General features: G+C 70.6%; 14 protein-coding genes and 1 pseudogene. 5 read left to right on the top strand and 10 right to left on the bottom strand.

Annotation, left to right across the window (positions count from 1 at the left end):
- Positions 1–107: 107 nt before the first annotated feature.
- The 6 genes from C8D81_RS04975 to priA all read right to left on the bottom strand — a co-directional run bounded on the left by C8D81_RS04975 (position 108) and on the right by priA (position 7,559).
- Positions 108–857 (bottom strand): YebC/PmpR family DNA-binding transcriptional regulator, encoded by a 750-nt coding sequence (locus tag C8D81_RS04975; protein ID WP_094359330.1) that lies wholly within the window; start codon positions 855–857, stop codon positions 108–110.
- Complete coding sequence (locus tag C8D81_RS04980) at positions 854–1,882, bottom strand: GNAT family N-acetyltransferase (RefSeq protein ID WP_166646675.1); 1,029 nt, start codon at positions 1,880–1,882, stop codon at positions 854–856. The genes C8D81_RS04975 and C8D81_RS04980 overlap by 4 nt, the downstream gene beginning before the upstream one ends.
- Before the next feature lie 124 nt (positions 1,883–2,006).
- Positions 2,007–2,843 (bottom strand): lysophospholipid acyltransferase family protein, encoded by an 837-nt coding sequence (locus tag C8D81_RS04985; RefSeq protein WP_166646676.1) that lies wholly within the window; start codon positions 2,841–2,843, stop codon positions 2,007–2,009.
- Complete coding sequence (locus tag C8D81_RS04990) at positions 2,840–4,375, bottom strand: lactate racemase domain-containing protein (RefSeq protein ID WP_133625647.1); 1,536 nt, start codon at positions 4,373–4,375, stop codon at positions 2,840–2,842. Before C8D81_RS04990 ends, C8D81_RS04985 begins: the two co-directional genes overlap by 4 nt.
- Complete coding sequence (locus C8D81_RS04995; protein WP_324614817.1) at positions 4,375–6,765, bottom strand: HAD-IB family hydrolase; 2,391 nt, start codon at positions 6,763–6,765, stop codon at positions 4,375–4,377. The genes C8D81_RS04990 and C8D81_RS04995 overlap by 1 nt, the downstream gene beginning before the upstream one ends.
- Complete coding sequence (gene priA, locus C8D81_RS05000) at positions 6,762–7,559, bottom strand: bifunctional 1-(5-phosphoribosyl)-5-((5-phosphoribosylamino)methylideneamino)imidazole-4-carboxamide isomerase/phosphoribosylanthranilate isomerase PriA (protein WP_094357039.1); 798 nt, start codon at positions 7,557–7,559, stop codon at positions 6,762–6,764. Before priA ends, C8D81_RS04995 begins: the two co-directional genes overlap by 4 nt.
- A gap of 88 nt (positions 7,560–7,647) precedes the next feature.
- Between priA and C8D81_RS05005 the strand changes: the two genes are divergently transcribed.
- A complete protein-coding gene (locus C8D81_RS05005) occupies positions 7,648–9,219 on the top strand; it encodes a glycoside hydrolase family 10 protein (protein ID WP_229237917.1) in 1,572 nt (523 codons plus the stop codon).
- Here the strand turns inward: C8D81_RS05005 and C8D81_RS05010 are convergent.
- Together C8D81_RS05010 and C8D81_RS05015 are read right to left on the bottom strand one after the other, a co-directional pair.
- Positions 9,209–9,688 (bottom strand): annotated as a pseudogene (locus C8D81_RS05010) (type II toxin-antitoxin system HipA family toxin); the annotation flags it as partial. The gene C8D81_RS05005 and the pseudogene C8D81_RS05010 sit on opposite strands and share 11 nt — an antisense overlap.
- Before the next feature lie 96 nt (positions 9,689–9,784).
- Positions 9,785–9,997 (bottom strand): type II toxin-antitoxin system Y4mF family antitoxin, encoded by a 213-nt coding sequence (locus tag C8D81_RS05015; RefSeq protein WP_094357043.1) that lies wholly within the window; start codon positions 9,995–9,997, stop codon positions 9,785–9,787.
- Positions 9,998–10,183: 186 nt separating this feature from the next.
- Here C8D81_RS05015 and C8D81_RS05020 point away from each other — a divergent pair, with 186 nt between their 5' ends.
- Positions 10,184–10,669: a PaaI family thioesterase gene (locus tag C8D81_RS05020; RefSeq protein ID WP_094428363.1), complete on the top strand. Its 486-nt coding sequence runs from the start codon at positions 10,184–10,186 to the stop codon at positions 10,667–10,669.
- 171 nt (positions 10,670–10,840) lie between these two features.
- Here the strand turns inward: C8D81_RS05020 and C8D81_RS05025 are convergent, their stop codons facing one another.
- On the bottom strand, positions 10,841–11,815 hold the full coding sequence (locus C8D81_RS05025; protein ID WP_094428364.1) for a hypothetical protein: 975 nt from the start codon (positions 11,813–11,815) through the stop codon (positions 10,841–10,843).
- On the bottom strand, positions 11,812–12,699 hold the full coding sequence (locus C8D81_RS05030) for an N-acetylneuraminate synthase family protein (RefSeq protein WP_094357049.1): 888 nt from the start codon (positions 12,697–12,699) through the stop codon (positions 11,812–11,814). The genes C8D81_RS05025 and C8D81_RS05030 overlap by 4 nt, the downstream gene beginning before the upstream one ends.
- 124 nt (positions 12,700–12,823) lie before the next feature.
- On the opposite strand from C8D81_RS05030, the gene C8D81_RS05035 reads away from it, so the two are divergent.
- Genes C8D81_RS05035 through C8D81_RS05045 form a run of 3 tightly spaced genes read left to right on the top strand, consistent with a single transcriptional unit; the run spans position 12,824 to position 16,214 of the window.
- Positions 12,824–13,813 carry a glycosyltransferase family 2 protein gene (locus C8D81_RS05035; protein ID WP_166646677.1) on the top strand — a complete coding sequence of 330 codons (990 nt, stop codon included), beginning with the start codon at positions 12,824–12,826 and terminating at the stop codon, positions 13,811–13,813.
- Positions 13,810–14,778 (top strand): glycosyltransferase family 2 protein, encoded by a 969-nt coding sequence (locus C8D81_RS05040; RefSeq protein WP_094428367.1) that lies wholly within the window; start codon positions 13,810–13,812, stop codon positions 14,776–14,778. The genes C8D81_RS05035 and C8D81_RS05040 overlap by 4 nt, the downstream gene beginning before the upstream one ends.
- The gene (locus C8D81_RS05045; protein ID WP_208109112.1) at positions 14,778–16,214 is read left to right on the top strand and encodes a polysialyltransferase family glycosyltransferase; all 1,437 of its coding nucleotides are present in this window, start codon (positions 14,778–14,780) and stop codon (positions 16,212–16,214) included. The genes C8D81_RS05040 and C8D81_RS05045 overlap by 1 nt, the downstream gene beginning before the upstream one ends.
- Positions 16,215–16,216: the final 2 nt, after the last annotated feature.

The raw sequence follows: 16,216 nt of genomic DNA on the forward strand, positions 1-16,216 counted from the left end.
CGTACAAGAGATCCGGCCACACTCATCTCGACACGGGCGCGGGGCGCCCTACTCGATGAGCGGGGTTCGATGCGGGCGCGGGGCGCCCTACTCGATGAGCGTTGAGATCAGGACTCGTCGGCGGGGGGCTCGTAGTTGGCGTACACGTTCTGCACGTCGTCGGAGTCGTCGAGGGCGTCGATGATCCGCTCGATCTTCTCGGCGGTCTCGGCGTCCACCGGGTTGTCGTAGTCGGGGACCATCTGGACCTCGGCCGACTCGTAGTCCAGCCCGGCGGCCTGGACGGCCTTGCGGACCTCGACGACATCGTTCGGCTCCGAAGTCAGCGTGAAACCCGGGCCCTGGTCGGCGACGTCCTCGACACCGGCCTCCAGGGTGGCCTCGAGCAGCGCGTCCTCGGTGACGACCTTGCCGTCCTGGTCCTTGGCGACCTCGACGACACCCTTGCGCTGGTAGAGCCGCGAGACCGACCCGGCATCGGCCATCGAGCCGCCGTTGCGGGTCACCGCGACCCGGACGTCGGAGGCGGACCGGTTCCGGTTGTCGGTCAGGCACTCGATCAGCAGGCCGACGCCACCGGGGGCCATCGCCTCGTACCACAGCGTCTCGTACTGCGCGCCGCCCGCCTCGGCACCGGAACCGCGCTTGACGGCGCGGTCGATGTTGTCGTTGGGGACCGAGGACTTCTTCGCCTTCTGGATCGCGTCATAGAGCGTCGGGTTGCCGGCGGGGTCACCGCCACCGAGCCGCGCCGCGACCTCGATGTTCTTGATCAGCTTGGCGAAGAGCTTGCCGCGCTTGGCGTCGATGACGGCCTTCTTGTGCTTGGTGGTCGCCCACTTGGAATGACCGCTCATCGGCCCGATCCTTTCTGCCTGCTGTCCCTCATGTCATCGCGCTCGAAGTCCTCGGGCGCGATGCACTCGTACTGGATGATGGTGTCGGTGGCCTCGTACCCGATCGAACGGTACAGCTCCACCCCGCCGCCGTTGTGCGAGTCCACGCCCAGCCCGCCGCCGTCCAGGCCGGCGGTGCGGAACGAGTCCAGCGAGCGCGCCAGCAGGATACGGGCCAGGCCGAGTCCCCGCCAGCCGGGGCGTACGCCGAGGTGATCGGTCCAGCCCTCGAGGTCGTCCTCACCGTAGCTGGCGTTCAGCGCGTAGCCGACCACCTGGTCGTCGTCATCGAGCGCCACCCAGGACCACTCGGGCCGGGACTGGCTGCGGGCCAGCGACTCCGCCCAGGCGATCTCGTCGATCGGCTCGGACCCCCACACCGAGCCGAAGGCCTCGTTGTGGCAGACCCGGGTGGACTCGGCGTACTCGGCCGCGAACGGCATCACCCGCACCCCGCGCAGGCCCAGGGTGAGGGCCCGGTCGAGCCGGTCCCCCATCTCGGCGAACGAACAGTGCATGTCGATGAACCAGCGCACCTCACGCATCCCGGAGTGCAGATAGAGCCCGCGTTTGCCGGAGAGCTTCTCATCGACCTGCGCGATCATCGTCAGCGGCCGGTTCGGATGCTCCAGCTGCCACCAGTCCCAGGCGGCCTCGCGCTGCCAGGCGAACATCTTGCGGCCGATCTTCTGGTGCCGGTACGCCGGATGCACCTCGCCGATCAACCGGACCCGATCCCCGGGGTAGTCGATGAAGTTGTGCCAGGCCAGCGCCACGATCGAATCCTGGTCGCGGCCGACGAAGATCGTCTCCTTCACCGCCGCACCGGCGCGGGTGAAGGCATCCTCCAGGTCCTCGACCGACCAGCGTTCGGCCGGCTCGTCGAAGTAGTAGATCGCGGTCAGCAATCCGTGGATCGACTCGATGTCGTCGAAGGTTGCGGGGGTCCAGGTCAGCGGAGTCAGGTCGTCCAGTGGATGCGCCATCATCCCCCTCCGCCGTCTCCCATGCGCTCGTGATGCCCTTGTGGGCACAAGGAGACACTCTATCGTCATCGAGGGGTTACCCAGCGGGACGATCGTCCAACCTCGACCCCCCGGTCACGGGCCTTCACCGCCAGATGCGGGGCGCATCCTTCATGCCGCCGCGGCGGGCGGGCGCGGTCTGTGCCCAGGTCTGCCGCCAGCCGTGCGGCTGTTCGGCCGGTACCGGGTCGCTGCGCCGCTGCACCTGCCACCAGGTCTCGGCATCCTCGGTGAGCAGCGCCTGCACCGCGGCGCGCTGTTCGGCGGCCCCGGTCAGCCCGGCACCGGTGAGCGGGTCACCGAGGCGTACGCCGACCCGGGCGCGGCCGTCGACACCGCGCCGTTCCCGACCGCCGGCGCTGAGCGCCCCGCGGATCCCGACGGGCACCACCTGGGCGCCGCTGCGGGTCGCCAGCCGGACCGCGTCGTCACCGAACTCCCCGAGCCCGCCGTCGGCGCTCGGCGGGCCCTCGGGGAAGACCAGCACGGTGCCGCCGTCCCGCAGCCGCTGCGCGAGCCGGTCGAACCGACCCGCCGGGATCGGGGCCGCGACCACGCTGGTCCGCACCCGGCGGGCCCACGGCAGCCGGGCCAGCACCAACCGGGCGGCGGCCGCGGTGGGATGGTTCGCGACCAGCAGCACGCCACCGCCGGGCAGCTGCGCGGGATCGCCGCCCTCGGCGCGCAACCCGCGCGGGTTGGTCAGGCTGCCGACCGCCTGCACCACCGCGGCCGGGGTGGGCAGCGGTGCGCGCGGGGCCCGGGGCGCCGGCGCGGGTGCCGGCTCGCCGGGCCCGTCCCACCCGCGTACCCCGGACACCTTGCGCAGGTCGGCGCGCAACCGGGGCCACAGCCGCGGCCGGCGGGCACCGCCACGCGCCCAGCGGGCGAGCTGGCGCGGCTGCGGGTCGGGGCTGCTCACGAGAGCTCCGCCAGCATCGACGGCGGGGTGTGCAGGTGGGTGATCGCCGGGTTCCGGCCGACGGTGGCCGAGGCGATCTCCAGCGCGTCGGCCAGCGTGGACGCGGCCCGGAAACCCATCCGCTCGGCCGAGGAGCGGTCGGCGCCGACCCAGATGATGTCGCCGCAGTGCTCGACCGCGGCCCGGGTGTCGTACCACAGCTGCAGCGGATGCACGCCGTGGAAGGCGTTCTGGGTGCGGTAGAGGTTGGCGTACCACTCATCCCCGAGGAACTTCGGCTCGAACTCGCTGCGGATCCGCCCGGTGTCGGCGGTGGCCGGCAGCACGTCGGCGAAGAAGTCCGCGGACGCGGTGTGGAAGCGGGAGTTGAACGCCTGGGTGAGCGGGTGGAACAGGATCATCGCGCCACCCTCGCGGACCGCCGGCTTGCCGGTGTAGGCGTTGAAGGTCCGGCCCAGGGTGTCCCAGGCGGCGATCAGCGGGTTCATCACCGCGCCGATGTTGTGCTCGGTGACCGGGGCCGGGCCGGCGAGCAGCACGTCGGCGGGCTCGCCGAGGCGTACCCCCTGCTGGCGGGTGACCAGTTCGGCGCTGGCGGCACCGACGGCGGTGACGTCGCCGGCGGCCACCTGCAGCACCCCGTAGGGCGCCGGGTTGGTGTCGAAATACATCCGCCGGACCCGGTGCGGGGCGATCGCCTGGAACTGCCGGAAGCCGAGGAAGGCGACCCGGTCACGGACCTTCCACTCCCACTCCCGACGGCTCAGGAATCCCAACTGGGGTGGGAAGAGCTGCTGATCGAGGACGACCTCGATCTGGAACACCTCGAGTTCGTCGGCGAGCACGCCGGCGACCTCGGCGCGCACCGCGGGGTCACCGCCGAGCCCGGTCTGCGCCCACGCGGTCGCGGTACCGGTCAGCCCGGTCGCGAGCTGGTCCCAGCCGGTGCGCTGCGGCTGGTCGACGAGGACCACGTTGACGACCAGGTCGGCCTCGGCGACCGCCTTGTTGAGCAGTACGCCCGGTGCCACCTCGACCAGGTCGGGCGCCTCGGCGTCGTGGGCGGTGAGCCGCTGCTGGACCGCGAAGGAGCGGTGCACCCGCTCCCCGACCAGGCCGCGCAGCTCATCGGAGGTCTGCTTGCGGCGCAGCCCGTTGGCGGCGACCAGCCGGACGTCGTCGACCCCGGCCGCGGCGGCCAGTTCCAGCACCTGCTCCAGCACCCGCCCGCGCAGGTCGGGGGCGGCGGCCGAGGGCGCGGGCCGGGACCCGTCGGTGAAGGTGATCGCCAGCTTCATCCCGGGCTTCAACCGGGTCGCGAGCGGGGCGGCCGGCTCCGAGCCGGCCCCGAGCGGCGCGGACAGCGCCTGGTCGATCGCCTCGCCGACATGCGGTACGCCGGGCAGCGACTCCGCGGGATAGGCGACCCGGGTGCCCACCGGCAGCCGTTCCAGCCGGCAGCCCGCCCCCTCACCGATCAGCAGCGGCGGCGTACGGTCGTCCACCTCGAGGACGAAACCGGGACGAGACATCACTTCTCCTTCTGCGACGGGATCGACCAGCGCGGCGTCTGCGACATCGCCGCCCACTCCACGATCGACCACGAGTTCTGGTTGGCCGCACGCATCAGCCCCACATCGGGGTTCACCGCGACCGGGTGCCCGACCACGCTCAGCATCGGCAGGTCGACGTGCGAGTCGGCGTACGCGTAGGACTGGGCGAGGTCGATACCGTTCAACCGGGCCCAGTGCCGCAGCCAGGCGGACCGGGATTCGCCGACCATCGGCGGGCCGGTGAGGAAGCCGGTGCAGCGGCCCTCGGTGTCGGTGGCCAGCTCGGCGGCGACGATCACGTCGAACAGCGGCCGCAGCGGCCGGGTCAGCGGCCGGATCGCACCGGTCATCAGCACCGTGGTGTGCCCGGCCTCGCGGTGCTCGCGGATCCGGCGGATCGCATCGGGTGAGAGCCGTTCCAGGATCTGTTCGCTGATCCGCTCGTCGACAGCCTCGTTCAGCGCCGCCAGGTCGGCGCCGGCGTAGCGGCGGTAGACCGCGCGCAGGAAGGTGCCGCGGTCGCGGCGCTCGGCGCGCAGCAGATCGGGCAGGGCGCCGATCATCGAGGCGACCTCGGACACCTTGCCGGCCAGCGACAGCTCCGGCAGCTTCGCCCACAGGTAGGTCTCGATCACGTTGCCCGACATCACGGTGCCGTCCAGGTCGAAGACCGCGACCACGCTGGCCGGGTCGGCGGTGGAGCGGGAGACGTCCTTGAAGGTCGAGCTGCGGGACTGCTGGCCGCGGCGGCGGCGTACCGCATCCATCCGGCGGACCGGCGCGGTCACCGAGGGGCAGTGCACCTCCTCGATGTAGTGGGTCCAGTCGATCACCCCGGTGTCGAAGGCCCAGCGGTCCACGTCGTCGGCGTGCAGGGAGCGGTGCAGGGCGAGGGTGTGGTCGTCGACGAAGTGCAGCTCGGTCCGCAGGTATTCGCCGTAGATCGTCAGATAGCGGCGCAGGAAGTCCAGCCGGCCGCGGGTCTTGTCCAGCGACTTGGCGATCGAGCGGGTACGCCCGGAGCGCGGCGCGAAGCTGAGCAGCCGGTCCGCCCAGCGGGAGGCGACCTCGGAGCTGGACAGCACCCGTTCGATCTGGGTGGCGCCCGGCCAGTTCCAGATCGGCAGCTCGGTCGGCCCGCGATCGCCGCGGTCGAAGGGATGCTCGGTGAAGTAGTTGCGGACGTGGCCGTAGACGTCGCGGAAGGTGAGCGGATTCCGGGCACCGGAGTTGACGTGGTAGAACTCCGGTTCGCCGACCGCGGGTTCGGTCGCGGCGACCGCCAGGATGCAGTTCACGACGTGGTCGCAGGGCACGATGTCGATCACCGAGTCGGGGCTGGCCGGGAACTCCGGCAGGTTGCCCTTGCCGTAGGCGAGGATGATCGGCTCGGCCATCTTGAAGCCCTCGATCCACCCCGGATAGGGGTGCACCAGCGAGGATTCGACAATCGCCGGGCGGACGATCGAGACCCGCATGTCGTGGCCCAGGTCGGCCACGATCCGCTCCCCCATCGCCTTGGCGAAGGTGTAGACATCGGTCCAGCCCAACGAGCGGGCACGCTCGGTACCGGCCTGGACGAGCTGCTCGTGCACCCAGTTCTTGCGGCGCTTCTCGGTATCGGCGGCGGTGGTCAGGTAACCGGCCTTGCGGTGCTGGGCCTCGGCCTCCTCCCGCAGCGCGGTCAGCCGCTCCGGGGAGCGGGACTCGATCTCGATCCGCTCGGCCAGCTTGAGCGCCCACTCGGTCTCGGTGGCGTAGTCGGCGTCGTGCTCGTGGGCGGCCTCCGGGATCGCGCCGCGGCGCCGACCGGCGGTGTAGGCGGTGCTCACGTGCAGATAGTGGGGCGTACGCACGAGATCGCCGTTCTCGTCCGACATCGCCTCCCGCAGCTTGCCGAGCAGCGCCTTGGTGCCGAGCACGTTGGTCTTGAACGCCGAGTCGATGGGCGGGTCGAAGGAGACGTCACCGGCGCAGTGGATCAGCACATCGAGATCGCGCGGCAGATCGGGGACGTTCGGCAGGTCGCCCTCGATCACCTCGATCCGGTCGGCGATCAGCTGCTCGGCGCCGCCGGCGGCGTCCCGGAGGTCTTTGAAGATCTTCTTCTTGACCAGCTGGACCACCCGGTCGTACGCCGAGGCGGAACCCTTGCGGCGGACCAGTACGCCGACGGTCGTGTCCGGCAGATCGGTGAGGATCTTCCAGAGCAGCTGCTCGCCGATGAAACCGGTGACCCCGGTCATCACGATCTTCTGCCCGGCCAGCAGTTCGGCCATCGGGCCGTCCAGCAGCGGGCCGTCGTGGAGTTCGCCCGACAGGGCCGCGGACCGGCCCTGGTTCGCGGGAGCCGGTACCGCGGTACTCACTGCTGCTCCGTGGGACTGGCGTCGGAGTCGGCCTGGTCGGGAGCCTCGTCCGGATCGAGCTCGCCGTGGGCGACCTCGAGGGCGTCGGCCAGGCTGAAGTTGCCGACGTAGAGGGCGGTTCCGATGATGGCGCCCTCGATGCCGATCGGCACCAGGCCGCGGAGCCGGCGCAGGTCCTCCAGGCTGGAGATGCCGCCGGAGGCGACCACGGGGGCGCTGGTGCGGGCGCAGATCGCGCCGAGCAGTTCGTAGTTGGGGCCGGTCAGCATGCCGTCGCTGGCCACATCGGTGACCACGTAGCGGGCGCAGCCGGCGGCCTCGAGCCGGGCCAGGGTCTCGAAGACGTCGCCACCCTCGGAGGTCCAGCCGCGGGCGGCGAGCTTGTCACCCTTGACGTCCAGACCGACGGCGATCTTGTCACCGTGGCGGTCGATCACCTCGGTGACCCAGTCGGGGGATTCCAGGGCGGCGGTACCGATGTTGACCCGCGCGCAGCCGGTCGCCAGAGCCCGCTCCAGGGAGGCGTCGTCGCGGATGCCGCCGGAGAGTTCGACCTTGAGATCCATGGCGCTGGTGACCTCGGCGATCACCGCGGCGTTCGAGCCGCGACCGAAGGCGGCGTCCAGGTCGACCAGGTGGATCCACTCGGCCCCGGCCTCCTGCCAACGGCGGGCTGCGGCGAGCGGGTCCCCGAACACCTTCTCGGTGCCGTCGACCCCCTGTACGAGCTGGACGGCCTGGCCGTCCTTGACGTCCACGGCGGGCAACAGGGTCAGTGAATCCACGCCCGGCATGGTAGCCGAGTTTCGCCATCAGCCGGCACCGGCGAGGACCCCGGCCGGGTAACGTTGGCCCCCACCCCTCGTCGAAGGAGACCCGGACGTGAGCCACCCAGTGATGAACCGCCGAACCGTCCTCGCCCTGGCCGGCGGCGCCGCGGTGGCCGGCAGCGCCTTCTGGGCCGGGGTGACCACCTCGACTCCGGCGTACGCCGCGGGCACCGATCCGGACCGGCCGAAGCGGCAGTTCCGGGCGATGTGGCTGTCCTCGGTGGTGAACATCGACTGGCCGAGCCGGACCGGGTTGACCGCCCAGCAGCAGCGCGACGAGTTCGTGGCCTGGCTCGATCTGGCCGTCGAGCTGAATCTCAACGCGATCATCTGCCAGGTGCGCCCGACCGCCGACGCGTTCTGGCCGTCCCGGTACGAACCGTGGTCGCAGTACCTCACCGGCAGCCAGGGCGGCGATCCCGGGTATGACCCGATGGCGTTCCAGCTCGCCGAGGCCCGCAAGCGAAATCTCGAGTACCACGCCTGGTTCAACCCCTACCGCGTCTCGATGCAGACCGATCCGGCGAAGCTGGTCCCGACCCACCCGGTGAGGGTCAATCCCGACTGGGCCTTCGGCTACGGCGGCAAGCTCTACTACAACCCCGGCATCCCCGAGGTACGCCGGTTCGTCGAGGACGCGATGCTGGACGCGGTCGGTCGCTACGACCTCGACGGGGTGCACTTCGACGACTACTTCTATCCCTACCCCTCCGGTACCACTCCCTACCCGGACGCCGACACCTACGCCCGGTACGGCGGCGGTTTCGCCCGGATCGAGGACTGGCGCCGGGACAACATCAATCGCCTGGTGCAGGAGATGCACGAACGGATCCACGCCCAGAAGCCCTGGGTGAAGTTCGGCATCAGTCCGTTCGGCATCTGGCGCAACGCCTCGGCCGACCCGCTCGGCTCGGACACCAGCGGCACCCAGTCCTATGACGCGATCTCCGCCGACTCCCGGAAATGGGTCAAACAGGGCTGGGTCGACTACATCAACCCGCAGATCTACTGGCAGATCGGCCTCCCGGTCGCCGACTACGCGAAGCTCATGCCCTGGTGGGCCGACGTGGTGGCCGGCACCGACGTCGCCCTCCACATCGGGCAGGCGACCTACAAGGTGACCTCCGGCGCGTTCACCGACCCGGACGAGCTCGCGAACCACCTGGCGCTCAACCAGGCCCATCCCGAGGTCGAGGGCGATGTCTGGTTCAGCGCCAAGGATGTGCGGCTCGACGCCAGGGGTGCGACCTCCCGGATGGTGGAGAAGTACTACAGCCGGCCCGCGATCATTCCGGTGATCACCCATCTCGGCGGCCGGGCGCCCGCCGCGCCGGTGGCGATGAACGCCCGGCGGCAGGGCCAGCAGGTCCAACTGCGCTGGAACTTCCGGGGCCCGGCCGGTCCCACCTCGTACGCGATCTGGCGGCTGCCCGGCCGGGTCACCCCGACCGCGGACCAGCTCGCCGATGCGACCCATCTGGTGGACACCGTGCGGGCCCAGACCGATCAGCGGGTCCAGACCTGGGTCGACGCCGACGCCCCGTCGGGACCGGTGACCTATGTGGTGACCGCCTACGACCGGCTGTGGAACGAGAGCGCCCCGAGCCGCCCGCTCACCGCCTGAGCAGGCCCCCCGATACCCCCTCCAGGTCGCGGCGCCGCCCGTCGAGGGGCAGCGCCATGGTGAGGTCCCCGTAGGGCATCGTCGAGGGGATGTCGTAGACCGGCGCGACCCGCCACTCCCCGGTCGGCTGCTGCAACACCGAAAGGTTCTTGGCGTGCAGGTCACCGTTCCCGGTGAGCCAGGCGAACGCGAACTGGGTCAGCGCAGCTCGGGCGGCGACCGGGCGGGCGGCGCACACCTCGGCCGCGGCCAGGGTGACCTCCTCGCTGCCGACCGCGTACTTGTCGGCCGGGTAGAGATCCAACAGTTGGCAGGCGTCCTCGACGGCGAGTGAGACCACGTCTTCACCCTGCCTGATGCGGTCGAAGCGTTCCACGACGAGACCTGCGCGACCATGCTTGTCATGGATCAGTTCGGTCCGGCTGACCGGGATCCGTAGCCGGCGGGCCAGGCCCAGGAAGTAGTTCTCGTTGACCGTGACGGGTCGCTGGTCAGCGTGGCAGCGGGCACGCCGCCCTTCCGGACCACCGCCCGGTCGACCGCGCGGGGATCCCGGTCGGCGAGCTCAGTGTTCGCCATCGCGCACCCGCACCTCGACGGTCAGCCCCAGCGTCGTCGCTACCTGCAGCACCTTGTCCAGGCGTACGGTCGGTTTCCCGGCCTCCAGGCTGCGCAGGAAACGTTCGGAAACGCCCGCGAGCTCGGCTGCCTCGGCCTGGTTCAGCCCCAGTTCCCTGCGGCGCTCCCGGAAGGAGTTGGCTACGTCAGTGGCTTCCATTCGTCTCCGATCGGCATGATCGTGCCGTTTCGCAGCATGCTGTCCGACTTGGCAGCGCCTGGCAAGCGAAATCGGCGCGATCGTGCCGATTAGCCCAACATCTCCGCCACCGGTGCATCCCCAACCCGAGAGATCGGCATGATCATGCCTGTCCCGGGTGCGCGGAGCCGCCCCTACGATCTGTCCATGAGCACTGTCGCCATCCAGGACCACTACCCCGCCGATGCCGCCGCCTGTTACGGCTGCGGCCGCAACAACCCCGCCGGGCTGCAGTTGAAGACCCGCTGGGCCGATGACGGGTCGGGCGAGACCGAGACGGTGTTCACCCCGCGCCCGGAGCACACCGCGATGCCGGGTTACGTCTACGGCGGCCTGGTGGCCTCGGTGCTCGACTGCTCCGGCACCGGCTCGGCGTCACTGGCGGCGACCCGGGAGCAGGGCATCGAACTGGTCGGCGAGACCGGTTCGGAGGCGGTCCGATTCGTCACCGGCACCCTCGAGGTCCGCTACCAGCGCCCCACCCCGCTGGGCCTGCCGCTGGTGGTCCGCGGCCGGGTCGCCGAGATCAAGGGCCGCAAGGTCACCGTCGACCTGACCATGACCGCCGAGGGCGAGACCGTCGCCACCGGCAGGGTGATCGCCCTCGAGGTCCCGGACTCGATGCGGTCCTGAGCCCCTCTGAGTGCGCGAGGCACGAGGGACCCGGGGCTCAAGGTCCAGAATGTGCCACGCGTGCGCGGGCGCCGGAGTTGGATCCCAGTGTTCATGCGGGTCTGCGCGCAACGCCCGAGAACGCGTGACACATTCTGGACCTTGTGGCTTCGACGTGGCGCCGCTGCGCCGTCAGATCCCGGCGATGAAGCCGCGGGCCACCTGGTCGGCCTCGGCACTGAACCAGTCCTCGGCGACCGCCAGCGGCCGCACGCCCACCCCGGTATCGGCGAGCACGATCGGCAGGGTGTGCAGCACCGTGGAGGGAAAGGACCACAGCTCCCGAGCGACCGGGCCGCGCCGGGCGTACACCTCGACCGGGAGATCGGGGCGGACGATCTCGACCCCCATCGCGGCGATGGCGGCGAGCTTGGCGGCGGATTCCTTGCGGTGCGGGAGGTAGCGGCGCAGGCCGTGCGCGCTGACCAGCCGGCGCACCCCGGCCAGGTAGGCGGGCTCGGCGATCGTGCCGGTCTCGGCGAGGGAGGAGCCGAGCAGGTCGATCCCGTCGAGCACCTCGGGCGGACCGAACCGCTCGCGGGTCCAGGCGTAGCTGTTGCGGACCGCGGGGATGCGGGTCCGGATCGGCATCGCGGTGAACAGTTCGACGGCTTCCGAGCCGCGGCCCAGCAACTGGTGGGCCCGGCCGCCGACCAGACGCGCCAGGTGCGAGCGACCCTCCAGATGCCAACGCTGCAGGGGCTCCGCGCTCACCCACTGCTGCTCGTAGTGCAGGGTCGCGGTGCCGTCGTCGACGACCACGATCCGCGGCTCGCCACGGGTGAACCGGGTGGAGTTCAACAGCAGGTGCGCGATCCCCGAATACGGATCACCGAGCACCAGGGTGTCGGCGTCGCGGACCAACCCGGCCAGCGCGGCAAGCGCCCGGGCCCGCTGCGTGGCACTCCCCCGGACCTCCGACCAGGCGACCGAGAACCCGTCGGCGCGCGCCAGCTCGGCGAGCCGGTGCAGTTGCAACCGGGTGGTCGGATCCGTCGGCCCGGCGATCACCAGCCGCGCGGTCTCCCGCACCCCGGCGGCGTACGCCCATTCGAGCGCATTCAGCAACTGGGCCGGTGACTCCACCAGCCCGAGGATGCGGCTCACTGCACCCGGCGGAGCTTCTTCATCGGGCCGAGCTCGGAGTCGTAGACCTTCTTCACCCCGTCGCCGAGGGCGGTCTCGACGACCCGGATGTCGCGGACCAGCCGCTCCAGGCCCTGCGGTTCGACCGAGGCGGCCTGGTCGGAGCCCCACATGGTGCGGTCCAGGGTGATGTGCCGCTCGACGAACGCCGCGCCCAGGGTGACCGCGGCGACGGTGGTCTGCAGCCCGGTCTCGTGGCCGGAGTAGCCGATCGGCACCTGGTACTGCTCCTGCAGCGTGTTGATCACCCGCAGGTTCAGCTCCTCCGTCTTGGCGGGGTAGGTGGAGGTGGCGTGGCAGATGATCAGGTTGTCGGTGCCGAGCACCTCGACCGCGTGCGCGATCTGCTCGGGGGTGGACATCCCGGTGGAGAGGATCACCGTGCGCCCGGTCTCGCGCAGCTTGGTGAGCAGTTCGTCATCGGTGAGCGAGGCGGAGGCGACCTTGTACGCCGGCACGTCGAACTCCTCCAGGAAGTCGATCGCCTCGGTGTCCCACGGGGAGGCGAACCAGGCGATGCCCTTCTCCTTGCAGTAGGCGTCGATCCGGGCGTAGTCGTCCTTGTCGAACTCCACCCGATGCCGGTAGTCGATGTAGGTCATCCGGCCCCACGGGGTGTCCCGCTCGATGTCCCACTGGTCGCGCGGGGTGCAGATCTCCGGGGTGCGCTTCTGGAACTTGACCGCATCGCAGCCGGCGGCGACCGCGGCGTCGATCAGCTTCAGCGCGTTCTCGACATCGCCGTTGTGGTTGATGCCGATCTCGCCGGTGACGTAGGCGGGGTGCCCGGCGCCGACCGGCCGGTCGCCGATGGTCCGAACGGGTCCTGCACTGCTGCTGGCCATGGTGAATCCTCTGCTCTGCTCGCCGGGGTTCTGCAGTGGGCAACGCTACACGCCCGGGGTGAGTGTCCCGAGCGGGCGAGTCGGCGAGCCGCGCGCTGACGGATCGTGTGCAAGAGTGGCCCCCATGCCCTCGCCGGATCGGAGCCTCACGGTCGTCGTGACCGCCCATCGGTTGGGGGCGATGGTCGAGGACTGCGTACGCAGCCTGCGGACCTCGGTCGACGACCGGATCCGGTTCCTGCTCGTCGACGACGGCTCCGGCGACGACACCCCCGAGCGGCTCGCCGCCGCGGCCCGGCGTACGCCGAACACCGAGCTGCTCGCCCTGCCGCGGAACGTCGGCGTGGCCGCCGCCCGGATGACGGCCCTGGAACGCCTGGAGACCGACTGGGTCACCTTCCTCGACGGCGACGACTGGGTGGCCCGCAACTACTTCCCGCGACTGTTCGACGAGGTGCTCGCCGCCGGTGTCGACTGGGTGCGGGTGGACCATGTCGCCAGCCGCGGCAAGCAGCGGATCCTGACCCGGATCCCCGACATCAACCGGGCCGGCCGGATCGGCGTACCGCGCGAGTCGATCCTCTCGGCGCGGACGAGTTCGGTGGACTTCGCGCACTCCTGGTCGGGGGTCTATCACCGGGGCCTGGTCGACGACGGCACCCTCTATTTCCCGACCGAACTGCGCACCGCCGAGGACCGTCCGACCATCTGGTCGCTGCACCTGCGGGTACCGGAGTTCACCGTCGCCCGCACCGTCGGCCTGCACTATCGGCTCGGGTTGAGCACCTCGCTCACCCAGACCGGTGACGACCGGCAGCTCGACATCACCGAGTCGATGCGGCAGGTGCAGCAGCTGGTGCTCGCCGACCGCGACGCGGAGAAGTTCCTGCCGAAGGTGTGGAAGACCTGGGCCGGGCTGTTCGCCTGGCACTGGGAGCACCGCGCCCGACTCACCCCGCGACTGCGGCTGCGGTTCGCCCGGGAGGCCGGTGCGCTGCTCGACACCGCCGATCAGCCCGAGCTGCAGCGGGTGGTCCGGGCGATGCCGGAATCCAAGCGGCAGGCGATCGAGGGCCTGCGGCGGACCGCATCCCTCGTGGGGGGACGCGGATGAGCGCCGGACTGACGGTGATCATGCCGTTCCACAACCTTGAAGCGATGGTGCCGACCACGCTCGCGGCGCTGCGCCGGGCCGGCGACGAGCGGGTCAGCTATCTGTTCATCGACGACGCCTCCACCGATCACACCGCCGACGCGCTGGCCGCCGGGCTGCACCGGGTCCCGGGTGCCCGGTTGCATCGCATCGAGCAGAATCTCGGCCTGTCGGGGGTACGCAATCTCGGCATGGAGCTGGCGGAGACCGATCATCTGACCTTCCTCGACGGTGACGATTTCGTGTCCGGTGGCTATTTCTCGGCGCTGCTGGATGCGATCACCGCCCTCGGCGTACCGATGCTGCGCACCGACCACATCGTCGTCGAAGGCCGGCGGCGCACCGTGCGCCGGATCCCGACCGGGTTCCGACAGGGGCGGATCGGCAGCCCGCGGGAGGCGATCCTGCCGGTCGACCAGCCGACCGCGATCGATCACCCGTACGCCTGGGCCGGCATCTATCACCGATCCCTTGCCGAGCAGGGATTGCTGCGTTTCGACGATCTGCGGACCGCCGAGGACCGGCCCTGGATCTGGCGGTTGCAGCTGGGTGTCGAGGCCTTCTCGGTACCGGACGTGGTCGGGTTGCACTATCGCCGCGATCTGCCCGGATCGCTGTCCCGGGTGGCGACCTCGACCCAGCTCGACTTCGTCCGCTCGATGCAATTGGTGGTGGAGACCGTGCAGGCCGACCCGGAGGCCGAGCGATTCCTGCCGAAGGCATTGCGCCGCTGGTGCGAGCTGACCCTGCACCATCTGGCGAACCTGGACCGGTTCACCCCCGAGGTGCGCCGCACCTTCACCACCCTGCTCGGCAGCGCGCTCGCCGCGGCCCCCGCCGAACCGATGGCCGAGACCCTGGCCGCGATGACCCCCGACCGCCGCGGCCGGATCACCCGGCTGATGGCCCACGCAGGAGGCAATTGATGGACACCTCACCGCACCTCTCGACACGGCCGCAAGCGGCCTACTCGAGGAGCGGGCAGACAGAGCCGACGGCCTACTCGAGGAGCGGAAGAACGCAGATCTTCGAGGCGTCGACGCTCTACGGGCTGGCCACGCTGAACGCGGCGATCAGTGCCGGGCTGTTCGATGCGGACAGCAACGGCCGCCGGATCCTGGTCACCAGCAACAATGCCGCCACCCCCGAGGCGGTCGCCGAGCTGACCGAGTCCCCCTCCTTCGCCCGGCTGGCCGAGCCGTTCACCGAGGTGGTCTCCTACAACGCGGCCATCGAGCCGCTGCACCCCAGCGCCTGGACCCCGACCGAGGCCGAGATGCCTTTGTGGGAAAGGTATTTCCGCGGCCTCTGGGCACTCGGTGACGAGCCGGTGCAGCTGGTCGTGGAGTCGATCCAGGTCTCCCCCGCCCAGGCGCTGTGCTGGTGCTTCCCGCAGGCCTCCATCGACGTCTACGCCGACGGCCTGATGAGCTATGGCCCGACCCGCAACAAGATCCTCTCGGAGATCGGTTCCCGGATCGAACGGCTGCTGCACCTGGACCTGGTACCCGGGCTCACCCCGCTGCTGCTCGATGAGTTCCCGATCCGCCGTGAGGTGATCGACACCGCCGCGTTCACCGCGGTGCTCGCCGAACTGGCCGCGGGCGCCCCGCTGCCGGCGACCACCGAACCCTATGCGCTGCTGCTCGGGCAGTACCTGACCCCGCTCGGTCTGATCAGCGCCACCGAGGAGGAACGGCTGCACACCGAGATGCTGGAATCCGCAGTGGCCAAGGGATTCTCCTCGATCGTGTTCAAGCCGCATCCGACCGCACCGGCCGAACTCGCCGGGCCGATGCTGGCCCGGGCCGCCGAACTCGGCGTCACCGTCGAGGTGTTCACCGAACCGGTGCTCGCCGAGATCGTCTACCGGCGCAGCCCCGTCGAGCTGGTCGTCGGCTGCTTCTCCACCGCGCTGGTCACCGCCAGCAGCTTCTTCGACCTGCCGGCCCTGCGGGTCGGTACCGCGGCCCTGCTGCAGCGGCTCAAGCCCTATCAGAACAGCAATCGGATCCCGCTGGTGATCATCGACTCGCTGCTGCCCACCGCGACCGAGCCGCCGCGGTTGGACATCGGCCAGCTGACCGGGCTGGTCGAGGCGGTCGGTTTCGTGATGCAGCCCGAGGTGCTCTCCCACCGGCGGGCCGCCGTCGTCGACTGGCTGGAGCGGTACGGCGCGGCGGAGGCCCGCTTCTTCCCCGCGGTACGCCTCGGTGAGCTCGATCTGCCGGGCGGGCGGAAGACGCTGAAGACCCGGGCCGCGCCCACCCTGCGGCGGGCCGCGCGGCGGGCGTACGCCCTGGAACGCCGGCTGGAGGCGCGCTTCATGGGGCCGATCCGGGGCGTACCCGGCGGCGGCTGAGG

Origin of the sequence: Enemella evansiae, assembly GCF_004362375.1 — a bacterium.
In the GTDB taxonomy this organism is placed as follows: Bacteria; Actinomycetota; Actinomycetes; order Propionibacteriales; family Propionibacteriaceae; genus Enemella; species Enemella evansiae.